At 62.1% G+C, this 16,976-nt stretch carries 17 protein-coding genes; 12 read left to right on the top strand and 5 right to left on the bottom strand.

The window, feature by feature from the left end; translation table 11 throughout:
- Window positions 1–53 precede the first annotated feature (53 nt).
- From NO932_RS13210 to NO932_RS13190, 5 genes are all read left to right on the top strand, one after another.
- Complete coding sequence (locus NO932_RS13210; protein ID WP_309207763.1) at window positions 54–656, top strand: 5'-methylthioadenosine/S-adenosylhomocysteine nucleosidase; 603 nt, start codon at window positions 54–56, stop codon at window positions 654–656.
- A gap of 58 nt (window positions 657–714) precedes the next feature.
- A complete protein-coding gene (locus NO932_RS13205; protein WP_309160524.1) occupies window positions 715–1,440 on the top strand; it encodes an endonuclease/exonuclease/phosphatase family protein in 726 nt (241 codons plus the stop codon).
- A 69-nt stretch (window positions 1,441–1,509) separates the two neighbouring features.
- Window positions 1,510–3,318, top strand: coding sequence for an ATP-binding cassette domain-containing protein (locus NO932_RS13200; protein ID WP_309207762.1), 1,809 nt, complete (start codon window positions 1,510–1,512; stop codon window positions 3,316–3,318).
- 284 nt (window positions 3,319–3,602) lie between these two features.
- Window positions 3,603–4,274, top strand: coding sequence for a L,D-transpeptidase (locus NO932_RS13195; RefSeq protein ID WP_309160526.1), 672 nt, complete (start codon window positions 3,603–3,605; stop codon window positions 4,272–4,274).
- A 70-nt stretch (window positions 4,275–4,344) separates the two neighbouring features.
- On the top strand, window positions 4,345–5,523 hold the full coding sequence (locus NO932_RS13190) for an NAD(P)/FAD-dependent oxidoreductase (RefSeq protein WP_309207761.1): 1,179 nt from the start codon (window positions 4,345–4,347) through the stop codon (window positions 5,521–5,523).
- Here the strand turns inward: NO932_RS13190 and NO932_RS13185 are convergent.
- Window positions 5,520–5,738 (bottom strand): hypothetical protein, encoded by a 219-nt coding sequence (locus NO932_RS13185; protein ID WP_309160528.1) that lies wholly within the window; start codon window positions 5,736–5,738, stop codon window positions 5,520–5,522. The two genes, NO932_RS13190 and NO932_RS13185, sit on opposite strands and share 4 nt — an antisense overlap.
- A gap of 323 nt (window positions 5,739–6,061) precedes the next feature.
- Here NO932_RS13185 and NO932_RS13180 point away from each other — a divergent pair, with 323 nt between their 5' ends.
- Complete coding sequence (locus NO932_RS13180; protein ID WP_309207760.1) at window positions 6,062–7,363, top strand: PRC-barrel domain-containing protein; 1,302 nt, start codon at window positions 6,062–6,064, stop codon at window positions 7,361–7,363.
- Between the two features lie 128 nt (window positions 7,364–7,491).
- Window positions 7,492–7,716 carry a hypothetical protein gene (locus NO932_RS13175; RefSeq protein WP_309207759.1) on the top strand — a complete coding sequence of 75 codons (225 nt, stop codon included), beginning with the start codon at window positions 7,492–7,494 and terminating at the stop codon, window positions 7,714–7,716.
- Between the two features lie 74 nt (window positions 7,717–7,790).
- Here NO932_RS13175 and NO932_RS13170 read toward each other — a convergent pair whose 3' ends face one another.
- The 4 genes from NO932_RS13170 to NO932_RS13155 form a co-directional block, all read right to left on the bottom strand.
- A complete protein-coding gene (locus tag NO932_RS13170) occupies window positions 7,791–8,225 on the bottom strand; it encodes a hypothetical protein (RefSeq protein WP_309207758.1) in 435 nt (144 codons plus the stop codon).
- Between the two features lie 10 nt (window positions 8,226–8,235).
- On the bottom strand, window positions 8,236–8,598 hold the full coding sequence (locus NO932_RS13165) for a hypothetical protein (RefSeq protein WP_309207757.1): 363 nt from the start codon (window positions 8,596–8,598) through the stop codon (window positions 8,236–8,238).
- A 109-nt stretch (window positions 8,599–8,707) separates the two neighbouring features.
- A complete protein-coding gene (locus NO932_RS13160; protein ID WP_309160533.1) occupies window positions 8,708–9,262 on the bottom strand; it encodes a sigma-70 family RNA polymerase sigma factor in 555 nt (184 codons plus the stop codon).
- A 10-nt stretch (window positions 9,263–9,272) separates the two neighbouring features.
- Window positions 9,273–9,485 carry a NepR family anti-sigma factor gene (locus NO932_RS13155; protein WP_309160534.1) on the bottom strand — a complete coding sequence of 71 codons (213 nt, stop codon included), beginning with the start codon at window positions 9,483–9,485 and terminating at the stop codon, window positions 9,273–9,275.
- Window positions 9,486–9,642: 157 nt separating this feature from the next.
- Between NO932_RS13155 and NO932_RS13150 the strand changes: the two genes are divergently transcribed.
- The 5 genes from NO932_RS13150 (at window position 9,643) to glgB (ending at window position 16,918) form a co-directional block, all read left to right on the top strand.
- Window positions 9,643–10,440: a response regulator gene (locus NO932_RS13150; protein WP_309207756.1), complete on the top strand. Its 798-nt coding sequence runs from the start codon at window positions 9,643–9,645 to the stop codon at window positions 10,438–10,440.
- A gap of 76 nt (window positions 10,441–10,516) precedes the next feature.
- The gene (locus NO932_RS13145) at window positions 10,517–10,684 is read left to right on the top strand and encodes a DUF1328 domain-containing protein (protein WP_309160536.1); all 168 of its coding nucleotides are present in this window, start codon (window positions 10,517–10,519) and stop codon (window positions 10,682–10,684) included.
- Window positions 10,685–10,771: 87 nt separating this feature from the next.
- The gene (locus NO932_RS13140) at window positions 10,772–11,779 is read left to right on the top strand and encodes an HWE histidine kinase domain-containing protein (protein ID WP_309207755.1); all 1,008 of its coding nucleotides are present in this window, start codon (window positions 10,772–10,774) and stop codon (window positions 11,777–11,779) included.
- A 379-nt stretch (window positions 11,780–12,158) separates the two neighbouring features.
- A complete protein-coding gene (locus NO932_RS13135) occupies window positions 12,159–14,627 on the top strand; it encodes a glycogen/starch/alpha-glucan phosphorylase (RefSeq protein ID WP_309207754.1) in 2,469 nt (822 codons plus the stop codon).
- An 89-nt stretch (window positions 14,628–14,716) separates the two neighbouring features.
- Window positions 14,717–16,918: a 1,4-alpha-glucan branching protein GlgB gene (gene glgB / locus NO932_RS13130; RefSeq protein WP_309207753.1), complete on the top strand. Its 2,202-nt coding sequence runs from the start codon at window positions 14,717–14,719 to the stop codon at window positions 16,916–16,918.
- Window positions 16,919–16,976 lie beyond the last annotated feature (58 nt).

Here is a 16,976-nt window from a genome sequence, read left to right as displayed (position 1 = left end):
GCAAGCGCGGCGGCTGTTGCCACTCTTGGGTGATTGCAAACGGGCGAGATCAGATGAGCAATATCTTGTATGTCATGGCAGCCGATGCCGAATATGGGGCGAACCTGAGGGCGCGGATCAAGCCCTTGATGACCGGCATCGGGCCGGTCGAGGCGGCGGTGGCGGTGACCCGTGCCCTGGCGGAAGCGCAGGTTGCGGGCAGCTTGCCCGATATCGTCGTCTCCCTGGGCTCGGCGGGATCGGCAATGCTGGAACACGCCGGGGTCTATCAGGCTTCCTCGGTTTCCTACCGCGATATGGATGCGAGCGCCCTGGGGTTTCCACGCGGCGTTACCCCGTTTCTCGATCTGGAGGCGGAGATCGCGCTTTATCCGCGAATCGCGGGCCTGACGCCGGCTCGGCTTTCCACCGGCGGCAATGTGGTTTCCGGCGCGGCCTATGCGGAAATCGACGCCGACATGGTGGACATGGAGTCCTTTGCCATCCTGCGCGCCTGCCAGAGTTTCGGCGTTCCGTTGATCGTGCTGCGCGGGATATCGGATGGCGCGACCGAACTCGCCGGGATTTTGGACTGGACGCGTGATCTCGGGATCATCGATGAAAAGCTCGCCCATGCCGTCGATCTTATTGAGGCCCAGATCGCAACGCTTTTATAGCAACCAACTCGGGCGGGGCTTCATTGACCTGCCACATCCTCCAAGCAATGATTGTTTCATGATCTCTATTGCGTCCTACAACATCCGCAAGAGCGTGGGCACCGATTGGCGGCGCGACCCCGGCCGCATTCTCGATATCCTCAACGAGGTCAATGCCGATGTGGTGGCGCTGCAAGAGGTGGACCGGCGGTTCGGAAGCCGGTCGGCTTCGCTCTCGCCCGAGATGATCGTCGAGCGCACGGATTATGAGGCGATCAGCTTCGGGGTTCGTGAACAAAGCCTCGGCTGGCACGGCAACACCATTCTCTATCGGCGCGGCATTACCGTGCTCGATACGATGACCCTGACGCTGCCCGCGCTCGAGCCGCGCGGCGCGGTGCTCGCCGACCTGCAGATCGGCGCCGAGCGGTTACGCGTCATCGGCCTGCATCTTGGGCTCGTCGATCTTTGGCGACGGCGGCAGGCGCAATCGGTGCTCAATCAGCTCGACGTGCTCGACGAGGCGCTGCCGACGGTGATCATGGGCGACCTCAACCAGTGGACGACCGAGGGCGGCTGTCTTTCCCATTTCGCTGAAAACCACAGGGTCATCGCTCCGGGCCCGAGTTTTCATTCTTCGCGCCCGATGCTCAATTTCGACCGGATCATCACGACGATGGATATCGAGGTAGCGGCGTCGGGCGTGCACACCTCCGAGATGGCCCGCAAGGGATCGGACCATTTGCCGGTCTGGGCCCGTATCCGCATTGATTCCGCGGCCAAGGCCATGGCGCAATCGGCCTAGAGGGGCCTTGCATCGGGCGAGGTTTTTCGCCACATCTCGCCCGTTCTTTTCCAGCTTCCACGGATATCCATGCCCGCCCCGCTTCTTGCCCTGCAATCGATCCGCCTTGTCATGGGCAGCGCCCCGCTGCTCGAGGGGGCCGAACTTTCGGTCGCCCCAGGAGACAAGATCGCGCTGGTGGGGCGCAACGGGTCGGGCAAGTCGACGCTGCTCAAGATCGCCGCGGGGATCATCGAGCCCGATGCGGGCGAGCGGTTCTTCCAGCCCGGCGCGACGGTCAGGTATCTGCCCCAGGAGCCCGATCTTTCGGGGTTCGAAACGACGCTGGCCTATGTGGAAGCCGGGCTCGAAGGGGCCGACGAGCCGTTCCGTGCGCAATATCTGCTCGAACAGCTCGGGCTCACCGGCAAGGAAAAGCCCGGGTCGCTCTCGGGCGGGGAGGCAAGGCGTGCGGCGCTGGCGCGGGTGCTTGCCCCCGAACCCGATATCGTCTTGCTCGACGAGCCGACCAACCATCTCGACCTGCCGGCCATCGAGTGGCTGGAAGAGGAGCTGAAATCGCTGCGCTCGGCATTGGTGTTGATCAGCCACGACCGGCGGTTCCTCTCCGATCTCACGCGTTCGACGGTCTGGATCGATCGCGGGCAGACCCGGCGCATCGATCAGGGCTTTGGGGGGTTTGAAGCCTGGCGCGACGATTTCCTCGAACAGGAGGAAAAGGAACAGCACAAGCTGGCGCGCAAGATCGCTGCCGAGGAGCATTGGGTGCGCTATGGCGTCACCGCGCGGCGCAAGCGCAATGTGCGCCGCATGGACCTACTTGCCGGCCTGCGCCAGCAGGTGCGCGACTATCGCGGACCGCAGGGCAATGTGAAAATGACCGTGACCGAGGGCCGGACCTCGGGCACCATGGTGGTCGAGGCCGAAGACATCTCGAAAGCTTTCGGCGACCGTACCGTGGTCAGGAACTTTTCAACGCGCATCCTGCGCGGCAGCCGCGTGGGCATCGTGGGGCCGAACGGGGCGGGCAAGACGACGCTGATCCGCATGCTTACCGGCAATCTCGAGCCGGATACAGGCAGCGTCCGGCTCGGCACGCGGCTCGAACTCGCGGTTCTCGACCAGCGCCGCGCCTCTCTCGACCCGGATGCCACGCTCAAGGACGTGCTGACCGGCGGGGGCAGCGACACGCTGACCATCAATGGCGAGCCCAAGCACGTCATCGGCTACATGAAGGAGTTTCTCTTCACCCCCGAACAGGCGCGCACGGCGGTGAGCAAGCTCTCTGGCGGCGAGCGCAATCGGCTGACTTTGGCCCGTGCGCTGGCACTGCCCTCCAACGTCCTGGTGCTGGACGAACCCACGAACGACCTCGACCTCGAAACCCTCGACCTGCTCGAAGAGATGATCGCCGACTATGCCGGTACGGTCATCGTCGTGAGTCACGACCGCGATTTTCTCGACAAGGTGGCGAGTTCGATCATCGTGGCGGAGGAAGACGGGGTGTGGACCGAATATGCCGGCGGCTATTCGGACATGGTCGCCCAGCGCGGAGCGGGTGTTTCGGCCCGAAAGGTCGAAAAACCGGCTGCGGCGGCAAAGGAAAGGCCCGCCGCACAACCGCAGGTGCAGCAGCAGAAGCGGAAACTTTCGTTCAAGGAAAAACACGCACTCGAAACGCTGCCCAAAGAGATGGATGCGCTACGCGGAAAAATCGCAAAGCTACAGGCCAAGCTCGACGATCCCGGTCTTTACGCCCGCGACCCCAAGGGGTTCGAAACCGCGACATCCGACTTCGTTGCCGCGCAGCAGGCGTTGGCCGAAATGGAGGACCGCTGGCTGGAACTCGAAATGCTGCGCGAGGAACTCGAAGGTTGATCGCCGGTCACAAATCTGCGAGCAGGGAACGTCATTACTCAATTGTAAACCATCGCGATTGCTAGATGCCCGGGAAAGACCGGCGCACTCCGAAAGACCCGGATTCTCGGGCTTCCTGGGAGGGCCTGGGCAATGGCGGCGACATCCGCGAACATTCCCGTCGGGGCAAAACATGTGATGCCGATCGGCAACAGAGCACCCTCTGTGCACCAACGAGGGCGGAACAATGTCGAGCCCGCCATATTTCACACAGCGCGCCGGAAACGCTAGCCAGAAGAAGACAGATGACCACAGCCACCCCAATTCTCCCCCGCCGCCAGTTCCTCGCCGGGGCCGCCAGCCTTTCGGCGCTGGCGCTCGCCGGATGCTCGAGCACAACGAGCCAACCCGCGGCTCCCGCCACGCCGCAGTTCGATCCGTTCTACGTCAACATGTACAGCGGCGTCTGGGATGGCGAGCATTATGTTCCTGCCGTCGACCTGCGCTATGTCGATCCCGCCTACTATCGGCGCGTGGTTCCCGATCCCACCGGAGAGCGGCCCGGCACCATCTATATCGATACCGCCGCGCACTATCTCTATCACGTTCGTGAAGGTGGGCAGGCCGTGCGCTATGGCGTAGGTCTTGGGCGCGAGGGCTTTGGCTGGTCGGGGCGCGGCGTGATCCAGTTCAAGCGCGAATGGCCCACCTGGACGCCCCCCGCCGCCATGATCGAACGCGAACCTCATCTCGAAGAATGGCGCCACGGTCAGCCCGGCGGCATCGACAACCCGCTCGGCGCCCGCGCCCTCTATATTTTCCAGAACGGACGTGACACGCTGTACCGCGTGCATGGCACCCCTGAGCCCTGGACTATCGGCAACAACGTTTCGTCCGGTTGCGTGCGGCTGATGAACCAGGACATCATGGATCTTTACGACCGCGTGGCCTCGGGTTCGACCCTGATCGTCGCCTGACCGATTTTCACATTTGCGCTTGATGCACCCGTCCGGTAGCACCGGGCGGGTTTTGAGTTTGGAGCAGGCCATGCGGACGTTCGACGTGCTGGTGATCGGAGCGGGCGCCGCGGGCATGATGTGCGCGGCCACGGCAGGCCAGCGCGGACGTTCCGTCCTCGTGGTCGACCATGCGGAAGCAGCGGGAAAGAAGATCCGCATTTCGGGGGGAGGGCGGTGCAATTTCACCAATCTCCACACTGCTCCACAGAGCTTTCTTTCCGGCAACCCGAAATTTGCGATCTCCGCGCTCAAGCGCTACCGGCCGGCGGATTTCATCGCCCTGGTGGAGCGCTACGGGATCGCCTATCACGAAAAGACGCTCGGTCAGCTCTTTTGCGACGGCTCGGCGCAGCAGATCATCGACATGCTGCTGGCGGAGATGGGCAAGGGGAGAGCGACGCTGGCGCTGCAAACGAGCGTCGAGGCGATAGAACCGGGTGCCGACGGTTTCCGCGTCCGGCTCACCAGCGGCCTGGTATTTGCCCGCTCGCTGATCGTCGCGACGGGCGGCAAATCCATCCCCAAGATGGGAGCGACCGGCTTTGCCTATAAGGTGGCCGAGCAGTTCGGCGTACCGGTTACCGAAACGCGTCCCGCCCTGGTGCCGCTGACCTTCGAGCCGAAGATGCTGGAGAGCCTGCGCCCTTTGGCGGGTGTTTCGCTGGACGCAAATGTGCGCTCGGGCAAGACAAGCTTCAGGGAAGGCCTGCTCTTTACCCATCGCGGGTTGAGCGGCCCATCCATCCTGCAGATTTCCTCCTATTGGCGGGAGGGCGAGCCGATCACCGTCGATCTGGCTCCGGCAATCGATATCGAGCAGTGGATATCGGAGGCGCGGGCAAGGAGCGGGCGGCAGTCCGTGGTCACCGCGCTTGCGGAAATCCTGCCGCGCCGGGTGGCCGAGCTTGTGGCATCCGAAGCGCGGCTATCGGGCAATCTCGCCGATCTCGATCGCAAGGCCATGGCGCGGCTGATTGCCGGCGTCTCGGCCTGGCAGGTAAAGCCCGTCGGCACCGAGGGGTACAGGACAGCAGAGGTGACGCTTGGCGGGATCGATACCGCGGCTCTGCAATCGTCGGACATGCAGGTCAAGTCGGTGCCGGGCCTGTATTTCATCGGCGAGGCCGTGGACGTCACCGGGTGGCTGGGCGGATACAATTTCCAATGGGCCTGGGCATCGGGACGCGCTGCGGGACTCGCGATTTAGCTGCGGGCGAAGACCGGATAGGTGTGGCCGGCAATGTTGGCGAGATGCAGTTGGGCGCTCGAGGGCGACAGATGGCTCGAGGCAAAGGCGTAGCCTGCGACCGCCAAGGCGATGATCGCCACCCAGCCGATGACGAAGCCTCGCCTGTTGTAGCCTTTGATCGGAGCCGTGGAGGCCGAGTAGGCTGAACGGCGGGGAAGGGCTGAAAGGCTCATGAGCATCACTCCGCAAAGCATGCCCCCAACGACAATATTCTTGCTTTCCGAATGTGCCGGCTCAAAGGCGCAAACGTGCCGACGCGGTGGCATTGCTGACACATTTTCAGCCGGTGCGGTGCGAAGGCACAGTCTTAAGAAACGGCCAAAGGCCCGATAACGTTCCGAAGCCCCGGATTCTGGGGATTTTCGTTTCTCCAGCGGAACCAAGCAGACAAGGTGGCGTTCTCAGGCCATGACGGCCGGAGTGCCGATCGGTGCAGAGGTTTTGCATCGCGGTTCTGGCCTGAGAACTTGAAACAAGCGATTTCAGGAGAAACCTTATGTATCGCAAGCTTCTTGCCTCGACCGCGCTGGCCTTGGTCGTCACCGGCGGCGCGTATGCTCAGGAAATGGCCCCGGCCGATCCGGCCATGGCCCCTGCAGACCCGATGATGGAAACCCCGGCTGCCGCCCCTGCCGAGGCTCCCGAGCAGGAGTTGGTGACGGCTGAGGAAACCGGCATCAACGCCGATGGCTGGCTGGCAACCGAAATTATTGGCGAAACCATCTATAATTCCACCGGCGATGACGCCGAAGCTATCGGCGATGTCAACGACTTCGTCCTCGACCAGAATGGCGAAATCGGTGCCGTCGTGGTCGGCGTCGGCGGTTTCCTCGGCATCGGTCAGAAGAACGTCGCCATCAATTGGGATGAGCTTGAGCTTGCCCAGGATATGGACGGCAACAACCGTCTTGTCGCTGCCATGACCCGCGAGCAGCTCGAGGCGGCCGCCGAATTCAACCGCGAAGAATGGCTCGCCAGCGAATCCAACAATGCCGATGCTGCTGCTCCCGCCGGCGATGCAATGGCCCCGGCCGCTCCGGCTGGTGACGCGATGGCCCCTGCGGCTCCCGCCGGCGACGCGATGGCACCCGCCGCTCCCGCTGGTGATGCCATGGCTCCTGCCGAGGAAGCGCCGGCTGATGACGCTGCTGCGACTGAGGAAGCCCCGGCCGACGATGCCGCCGCGACCGAGGAAGCTCCGGCCGATGACGCCGCTGCCGCTGAGGAAGCACCGGCCGATGATGCCATCGCGACCGAGGAAGCCCCGGCTGATGACGCGGCTGATGCCGCCGCTGCCGGTGCTGCTGGTGGCGCTGCCGCTGGTGCTGCCGCCGCCGCCGCGACCGAAGAAGCTCCGGCGGATGATGCCGCCGCGACCGAGGAAGCCCCGGCCGATGATGCCGCTGCGACCGAGGAAGCCCCGGCCGACGATGCCGCTGCGGCGCCGGCCATGGACTTCGACAGCTTCGAGCAGGTCGCTGCTGCCGATATTTCGGCCGACGAACTCACCGGCACTGCCGTCTATGGCGCGGGCGACGAGGAGATCGGCTCGATCGGGGATATCCTGCTCTCCGAGGACGGCCAGGTTGAAGCCGTGATTATCGACTTTGGCGGCTTCCTGGGCATTGGCACCAAGCCGGTTGCCGTGTCCTTCGACAACCTTTCGTTCCTGCGGGATGAAAACGGCGGCTTGCTGCTCCGCACTTCACTGACCGCCGAGCAGCTCGAGGCGGCTCCCGAATACAACGAGGAGGCCTATACCACCTCGCCGGAAGAAAACACGCTGATCGTCGAATAAGACGTTTTCAGACCATCGATGAAAGGGCCGGCATCCAAGCCGGCCCTTTTGTCATGGGCGCCACTCTCTGCGTTACGCTGCGGAACGCGGACGATGCGGTGGGCATTGCTCTTTAAAGGAGAGATGCCATGAGCGAGGACAAGAACGTATCCGTCTATTTCGATGCCGGTGCCATCGCCCGCACCCCCAGCGAGATTGCCAATGACCCGACCTTGTCGAACGCACGCAAGATCGAATTGCTCAAGAGCATGAAGGAGCATCATGCCGCTCCCGAGGACAGGGGGGTGCTGAGGGATGCCGATCTTGAACTCGAGAAGCTTCTCGAACTCAACTCCCTTGCCCACGAACACTGAGCAGGGCGCCGTCACGAGAATGGGGCCGATCCTTTGGGATCGGCCCCACATCTGTGTAACGAGGTGGCTTTTTCTCACTCGTCTTCGTCGTCGTGGCCTGTCGTGCTGAGATACCAGCCTGCCGCCAGGGCCGCGATGGCTGGAAGAAGGAGCGGTCCACGGACGCGAGACACGATGCGGATGGCCGTGGTCGCAAGCGAGACCGATGAGGCGAGCAGGGCCGTGTTGGCCGCCGCTCGCTGGTTCTCGCGCTTTTTCTTGCGGCCCCGGCCGATGGCGATCGCCAGCGCGATGCCGGCAATGGCGAGGAACCCGGCGCCCATCAGCAGGGCCGCCGCCAGGGTGCTGGTCACTTGGGCCAGCCAGATATAGAGGGCCGCCACGAGAAAGCCCGCCCCCGTCAGGCCGACCAGGACGATTGCGGCATAAAGAACCACGGACTGTCCCACCGAACGAACAGCGGTGCTTGCCCGGTTTGCCGCCGCGGCAAAAGGTGCGGTCAGCGCCATGGCGCTGCTCCTAAAGGATCTTCGAAAGGACGTATCCGATGCCGGCAGCGACCAGCACCGAGGAAATCGGCTTTTCGCGGATGATCGACTTGAGTTCGCTTTCGGCAGACTCAAAGCTGTCCTGAACGGTTTCGATCGCTTCTTCGCCCTGTTTTTCGACGCGCCGGCGAATCCGACGCGCTTCGGACTTGGCTTCGTTGGTCCGGTATTTGACGATATCGCCCAGCGTCGCGGTTATCGCCGCCACGTCCTCGCGTAGCGCAGCGATTTCGGCGTCGAGATCCTTGGCCGGATCTCGAGCATCCTTGATCTGGTCGGAGAGCTTTTCGGTTTCGGAGGTGGTACGGGCAGTGGATGATGCGGCGCGGGCCATTGAATGGCCTCCCATGTTTGCGTTGAACCCGTACCCTAACGTAAAGCAAAAAAAGAAGTTCCGGAGCCATAGCCCCGGAACCTTTCGATTTCTTCCATATCAGATGCGGTCAGGCGGCGCTGGAGGAGGTGAGGTTCATAACGCCCACCGCCACCGCGTCGGGACCGAATTCGCCATCGCCCTCGAGCTTGAGGATCGTGGCGAGCTGGGTGCGGGCGCGGCTCACGCGGCTCTTGATGGTGCCCACCGCGCAATCACAGATTTCGGCCGCTTCCTCGTAGGAAAAGCCGGACGCGCCAACCAGGATCAGAGCTTCGCGCTGGTCTTCGGGGAGCTGGTTGACCGCCTTCTTGAAGTCTTCCATGTCCAGCTTGCCGACCTGCTCGGGATGGCTCGAAAGCCGTTCGGCCATTGCCCCTTCGGGATCGGCAACCTCACGCTTGCGCTTTCGCATCTGGCTATAGAATTCATTGCGCAGAATGGTGAAGAGCCAGCCTTTGAGGTTGGTGCCCGGGGTGAAGGACGAGCGCTTGTCCCAGGCGCGGACCAGCGTTTCCTGAACCAGGTCGTCAGCCTTATCGGCCGCGCCGACCAGAGACATGGCGAAGGCACGCAGATTAGGGATGACAGCGAGAAGTTCGGCGCGGAAATCGTACTCAGCCATTTTCCGCTCCTTATTTCGACTTCGATTTGTCTTCGTCTTCTCCGAGCTTGCCAAGCAACTCCAGAAGACGATCCGGCACGGGCTCGGCGACGACGTCGTCGTAGAGCTCACGCAGCTTCAGGCCGATGAAGGCCTGCGAATCCGCACTGAGGCTGGGCTTGGACGTTTCGGGCGCGTCGTCTTCCTGATCCCTGGCCATATCTTTACTGCTGAGTTGCGTCACGTTTTACCCCACAAAGCGTCAGAAGTCATTGGCCCCGGAAACGTCAGGCAGCAAAAAAAGTTCCAGTGGGCGGGGAACTTTTTGCGTAAGGTGCCGTTAACCGGCGATTGTCGTTGCCTGCGCGTTCTGTCAGGCGACTATGCGAGGGAGCCTACCTATGAATCTTGCTGAGTTAATTGCGCCGCACATTCCTTATCTGAGACGTTTTGCGCGCTCATTGACCGGAAGCCAATCCAGCGGCGATGCCTATGTTTCAGCCACGCTCGAAGCGCTCGTTGCGGATCGATCCATTTTTCCGACCAATCTCGACTCCAAGGTCGCTCTTTACAAAGTCTTTTCCCAGCTTTGGCGTTCCGTAGACATTAACCTCAGCGAGTTGCCTCCGGCAGCCGATGCCTGGGAAGAACAGGCGCGCCGCAGCCTTCGGGCCATCGCGCCGCTGCCGCGCCAGGCCTTCCTTCTCATTGCTGTCGAGCGCTTTTCCAACGAGGAAGGCGCGGAAATTCTTGGGGTAGGCGAAGCCGAATTCGCCGAACTGATCGAAACCGCTTCGGTGGAGATGGCCCAGCAGGTCGCCACCAGCGTCCTCATCATCGAAGACGAGCCGCTGATTGCCATGGACATCGAGCAGATGGTTGAATCGCTCGGCCATACGGTGACAGGTGTGGCACGGACGCACAAGGAAGCCATCGAACTCTTCAACCAGCGCCGTCCCGGCCTGGTGCTCGCAGATATCCAGCTTGCCGATGGCAGCTCGGGCATTGATGCGGTCAACGACATGCTGCGCTCGGCCAGCGTTCCGGTGATCTTCATCACGGCGTTCCCCGAGCGGCTTCTCACGGGCGAACGCCCGGAACCTGCCTTCCTCGTCACCAAGCCTTTCCAGCCCGACATGGTCAAGGCCCTGGTCAGCCAGGTGTTGTTCTTCTCCGAGCAGATGGAGCAGGCGGCATAAATCGATACTGCATCGGAACCGCCGCCGCTCCGGGGTCGTTCTCCCTTTTGATCAAGTACTTACGGGAGTTCGCGCCATGCTAGGATGGGCACTTGCATTTCTGGTCATCGCCATTATTGCCGGAATCCTCGGATTCGGCGGAATAGCAGGGGCGGCGTCGTCCATCGCGCAGATTCTATTCTTTGTTTTTCTCATCGCAATGGTTATTGGTCTGGTCATGGGCCTCGCGCGGAGGGCACGCTGAATAGGGTCCCTTGCATTGAGGCTATGGAACCGCAATTGCGCAGTTCGAGCAGGACTCGTGAAACACACAGATAATCATGCGTCACCTATGAAGGGTCAGGAAAACGGAAAGTCGGGCGGGGGCAATCTTGAAGGCTCCCGCCGCCTTGCATTCGCCATGCGCGCGCTGAGCCGCACGCCCGTTTCCCTGAGCTACCAGAACCGGGACCTGCTCTATGAGTGGGTGGAAAACCTGCCGCGCGGCATCGAAGCCGTTGATGTCCTGGGCCATTCCGACGCCGATTTCCTGCCTCGCCTAGCGGCCGAACGGCTGCGCGCAACCAAACTGCATGTCATTGAAACGCGGGACCCGCAGCGCTTCGAATTGCCCGTCAATATCGGAGGAGAGGTGCGCTGGTACGATATCTGGGTCGATCCCGATATCGATTCCAGCGGATCGGCGATGGGGGTCTATTCCACCATCATCGATATCAGCGCCCAAAAGCGGCGCGAAGTTCAGCTCAAGAACCTGCTGCGCGAGGTAAGCCACCGTTCGCGCAATCTTCTAGCCATCGTGCTTTCGCTGGCCTCGCAGACGGCTCGCAGCTCGGCCTCCATTCCCGCCTTCGTCACCGCCTTTTCCGGCCGGCTGCAGGCCATCGCCCGGGCGCAGGATCTGGTCACCGACCGTGATTGGCAGGGGGCCCTTTTGAGCGATCTCATTTCGCGCCAGATCGCGCTGTTTCACCGCGACAATGCCTTGCCCGTGGAACTGAGCGGAGACGATCTCGTCGTGTCTCCCAATGCCGCGCTCTATCTCGGCCTCGCCATCCACGAACTTGCCGCCAACGCGGTGCGCAATGGACAATTGTCTCCTGAGAGCGGGTCCATACAGGTGGGCTTCAGCCTTCACCCTCGCAGCGATGGCGGACGCAATCTTGTGGTCACCTGGAACGAGCGGGTGGGCAACAGCCATGCGGCCGAGCAGGTCGAGCCCTTGACGCGCAAGTTTCTTGAAAGCGTCGTTCCGCTGGCCGTCGACGGCACGGGCGAACTGGCTGTGAGCCCGCGCGGCGTCGATTACACGCTGCGCATAGACGGCGCTCACATTACCTGAGGACACTCCGGAATAAGGAAAGGCCGGAATGCCGTGGGCATATCCGACCTTTCTGTAGCGAAACGCTTGGGGGAAACGCTTCGCATGGCCGTTAAATGCGGGGGGCGTACTTTGGTTCCGGTGCGCCATAAAAAAAGAGGATCGCCGGGCAGCAATCCTCTTTAGGGTCAGGGCTTGGCACGATGAAGGTAGGGGCGCCTCCATCGGCTGCATATAAAACGTGGTGGCGAGCGCGAGGTTCCCCGCCTTTGCATTTTTTTGTTTCTTCATACTGGGGGTGCATGCTCCCCATTCCTCGTAAAGGCTGGAAAGCGGCCGACGCTCGTGCAACACTCCGCTTCTCTGAGGGGAGGAACAGACATGAACCATGGGTTGCGACATGCCGCAAAAACCGATCGTTTACGACGCTCCCACGCCTCAGCCTCGTGCCACTGATCCGGAAACCCTGCGCAACGAAATTCTGGAGAAGCTGACCTATTCGGTCGGCAAGGACCCGATCGTCGCGCGTAATACCGACTGGCTCACCGCCACCATTCTCACGGTGCGGGACCGGATCATCGATCAGTGGATGGAATCCAGCCGCGACACCTGGCGCACCTCGAAAAAGCGGGTGTACTACCTCAGCCTCGAATTCCTGATCGGGCGGCTGATGCGCGATGCCATCTCCAATCTGGGGATGATGGACGCGGTGCGCGAAGCGCTCGCCTCTTTCAATGTGGATATCGACGAGCTGATCGAGCGCGAGCCCGATGCGGCGCTGGGTAATGGCGGACTTGGGCGCCTCGCGGCCTGTTTCCTGGAATCGATGTCGACGCTCAATGTGCCTGCCCATGGCTATGGCATTCGCTATGTCCACGGGCTGTTCCGCCAGGAAATGAGCGACGGCTGGCAGGTCGAGCTGCCGGAAAACTGGCTCGCCCACGGCAATCCCTGGGAGTTCGAGCGCCGCGAAAGCTCCTATGAGATCGGTTTCGGCGGATATGTGGAACCGGTGCAGCAGCCCGATGGCAGCGTGCGGCAGGTCTGGCATCCCGCCGAGCATCTCAACGCCGTCGCTTTCGATACGCCGGTGGTGGGCTGGCGCGGGGCGCGCGTCAATACGCTGCGCCTCTGGAGCGCGCAGCCTATCGACCCGATCCTGCTCGACCGGTTCAATTCGGGCGACCATATCGGCGCATTGGAAGAAAGCGCCAAGGCGGGCGCCATCACCCGCGTGCTCTATCCCGCCGATTCCAACCCGGCCGGCCAGGAGCTGCGCCTGCGGCAGGAGTTTTTCTTCTCCTCGGCCTCGCTGCAGGACATCGTGCGGCGCCATCTTCAGCAATATGGCGATCTGGGTTCGCTTCCCGACAAGGTCGCCATCCAGCTCAACGATACCCATCCGGCAATTTCGATCGCCGAGATGATGCGCATCCTGATGGATGTGCAGGGGCTGGGGTGGGATCAGGCGTGGAACCTCACCCGGCGGACCTTCGCCTACACCAATCACACGCTGTTGCCCGAAGCCCTGGAAACCTGGCCGGTGGCGCTGCTCGAACGCCTTCTGCCGCGCCAGATGCAGATCGCCTACGCCATCAATGCCATGGTGCTGGAAGAAGCGCGTGAAAAGGGCCTCGAAGACAGCCGCATCGCCGCGATCTCGCTGATCGACGAGAATGGTGGCCGGCGCCTGCGCATGGGTCAGCTTGCCTTTGTGGGCTCGCATTCGATCAATGGCGTTTCGGCGCTTCATACCGAGCTTATGAAGCAGACCGTCTTTGCCGATCTCCACAAACTCTACCCCGAGCGGATCAACAACAAGACCAACGGGGTGACGCCGCGCCGCTGGCTGATGCAGTGCAACCCTGGCCTGACGCGATTGATCGCGGACCGGATCGGGGGCGATTTCCGCGATGACATCGAGCAGGTGATCAAGCTCGATGCGCATGCTGAAGACAAATCGTTCCAGGACCAGTTCGCCGCGGTCAAGCGCAAGAACAAGGAGCGGCTCGCGTCGCTGATCAAGGAGCGGATGGGAATTTCGGTGTCGCCCGATGCCCTTTTCGATATCCAGATCAAGCGCATCCATGAGTACAAACGCCAGCTTCTCAACATCATGGAGGCGGTCGCGCAGTATAACCAGATCCGCGCCCATCCCGAACGGCGCTGGGTGCCGCGGGTCAAGGTTTTCGCCGGCAAGGCGGCGCCGAGCTACTGGAACGCCAAGCTGATCATCAAGCTCATCAACGATGTCGCCAAGGTCATCAACAACGACCCGGCGGTGCGGGGGCTTTTGAAGGTCGTCTTCCTGCCCAATTACAACGTGTCGCTGGCCGAGACGATCATTCCGGCGGCCGATCTTTCCGAGCAGATTTCGACGGCTGGCATGGAAGCGTCGGGCACCGGCAACATGAAGTTCGCGCTCAATGGCGCCATCACCATCGGCACGATGGATGGCGCGAATGTGGAAATGCGCGAACGGCTGGGGCCGGAGAACATCGTGATCTTCGGGCTCACCGCCGACGAGGTCAACGACATCCGCAGCCAGAACCGCTCGCCGCGCGAGCTGATCGAAGCCAGCCCGGCGCTTCGCGAAGTGATCGAGGCGATCGGGTCGGGCGTGTTTTCGCCCGACGATCGCGGGCGGTATCGTCATCTCATGGACGGGCTCTACGATCACGACTGGTTCATGGTGGCGCGCGATTTCTACGCCTACTGCGCCGCCCAGCGCCAGGTCGACGGCTATTGGAGCGATCGGCGGGTGTGGAATGCCATGGCGATCAGGAACACGGCGCGCATGGCGTGGTTTTCCTCGGATCGCACGATCCGCGAATATGCCGACCAGATCTGGGGAGCCTCGCATACGTGATCGCATGATGGCGACATGCGCGGAACACCGGCGGCTCTGGCGGGTTTCATTACAACAGATGCGCCAGCATCAACGGGGGAGAAGTTAATTTGGCAAAGAAGACGTCCGGTTGGCACACCGACCCGCAGCAGATCGCCCGAATTGTTGGTGGTCAGCACGACGACCCTTTCGGGATACTGGGTCTGCATGAGGTCGAAGGAGCGTGGGTCGCCCGGACCTTTATCCCCTATGCCGAGACGCTGGAGGCGCGCACGCTGAGCGGCAAGGCCGCCGGGACGCTCGAAAACCGCGACGCGGCGGGCTTTTTCGAGGGCGTGGTCGATATCGACCGGCGCCAGCCGCTTGTCTACCGTGCCGCCAATGCCGGCGGTGAATGGGAGGTGATCGATCCCTATTCCTTTGGTCCGGTGCTCGGGCCAATGGACGATTACTATATCGGGGAAGGCTCGCACCTGCGTCTGTTCGACAAGCTGGGCGCTCATTTCATGGAATTCGAAGGCGTCCAGGGCACGCATTTCGCCGTTTGGGCTCCCAATGCGCGGCGGGTGTCGGTCACCGGCTCGTTCAACGAATGGGACGGACGCCGCCACCCCATGCGCCGGCGGATGGAAACCGGTATCTGGGAAATCTTCATCCCGGCGGCCCAGCCCGGCGCGCAGTATAAATACGAGATCATCGGCAGGGACGGAAACCTGCTGCCGCTCAAGGCCGACCCTTATGCCCAGCAATCGGAGCTGCGCCCCAAGACGGCATCGGTCGTTGCCGATCCCACGCCATTCACCTGGACCGACGCCGACTATATGGAAGCGCGCAAATCGCGCGATCACCGGCGCGAGCCCATGAGCGTCTATGAAGTGCATCTGGGCTCGTGGCGCAAGCGGCCCGATGGCGGGTTTCTGAGCTACGATCAGCTCGCCGAGCAGCTCGTGCCCTATGCTGCCGATATGGGCTTTACCCATCTCGAGCTTCTGCCCGTGACCGAGCACCCCTACGATCCGAGCTGGGGCTATCAGCCGACCGGGCTTTATGCGCCCACCGCCCGTTTCGGCGATCCGGCCGGGTTTGCCCGCTTCGTCGATGCGGCCCATGCGGCGGGGCTGGGGGTCATCATGGATTGGGTTCCGGCCCATTTCCCCACCGACGAACACGGGCTCGCCAAGTTCGACGGCACCGCGCTCTATGAACATGACGATCCGCGCCAGGGCTATCACCCGGACTGGAACACGGCGATCTACAATTTCGGTCGCAAGGAGGTTTCGAGCTTTCTCACCAATAACGCGCTCTATTGGCTGGAAAAGTTCCATATCGATGGCCTGCGGGTCGATGCGGTGGCGTCGATGCTTTACCTCGACTATTCCCGCCAGCCGGGCCAGTGGGTGCCCAACCAGCACGGCGGCAACGAGAACATCGAAGCGATCGCTTTCCTCCAGCGGGTCAATGCCGAAACCTACGGCCAGCATCCGGGAACCTTCACAATGGCCGAGGAATCGACGAGCTGGAGCGGGGTGACCGCTCCGACCTATGCCAAGGGCCTCGGCTTCGGGTTCAAGTGGAACATGGGCTTCATGAACGACACGCTGCGCTACATGCGCCGCGACCCCATCCACCGGCGCTTCCATCACAACGACCTCACCTTCGGGCTGCTCTACGCCTTCTCGGAGAATTTCGTCCTGCCGCTCAGTCATGACGAGGTGGTGCACGGCAAGCGCTCGCTGCTCTCGAAGATGCCGGGCGACGACTGGCAGAAATTTGCAAACTTGCGGGCCTATTACGCCTTCATGTGGGGCTATCCGGGCAAGAAGCTGCTGTTCATGGGCCAGGAATTCGCCCAGCGCGAGGAGTGGAACGAGGCTCATGCGCTCGACTGGTGGCTTCTCGACGCGCCGGCGCATGAGGGGATCAGGCGCCTTGTGGCCGATCTCAATGCCGTATACCGCGAGCTTCCCGCGCTCCACGCGCGCGATTGCGAGCCCGAGGGGTTCGAATGGATCATCGCGAGCGATCAGGCCAATTCCATATTGGCCTGGGTGCGCAAGGCGCCCGACGCCGAGCCGGTCGTGGTCATCACCAATCTCACTCCCGTGCCGCGCGAAAAATATCGTCTGCCCATGCCGGCCGCCGGCCGCTGGATCGAGCGCATCAACACCGATGCGAGCTGGTATGCAGGTTCAAATATCGGCAATCAGGGTGTTGTAAACGCAACGACGGGCAATGAATTTGGTTATCCCGCCACCGCGGAGATCGTTCTGCCGCCGCTCTCGACCCTGATCCTGCAATTCGAGCCGGGATAGGGCGATCGAAAACAATAAATCACCGACCGGAAGACCAACCGGACGGGTACAAAGGAGA

Source organism: Pelagibacterium sp. 26DY04 (genome assembly GCF_031202305.1).
In the GTDB taxonomy this organism is placed as follows: domain Bacteria; phylum Pseudomonadota; class Alphaproteobacteria; order Rhizobiales; family Devosiaceae; genus Pelagibacterium.
Note: the sequence above shows the minus strand (reverse complement) of the source record. Positions and strands in the feature narration are given on the sequence as shown.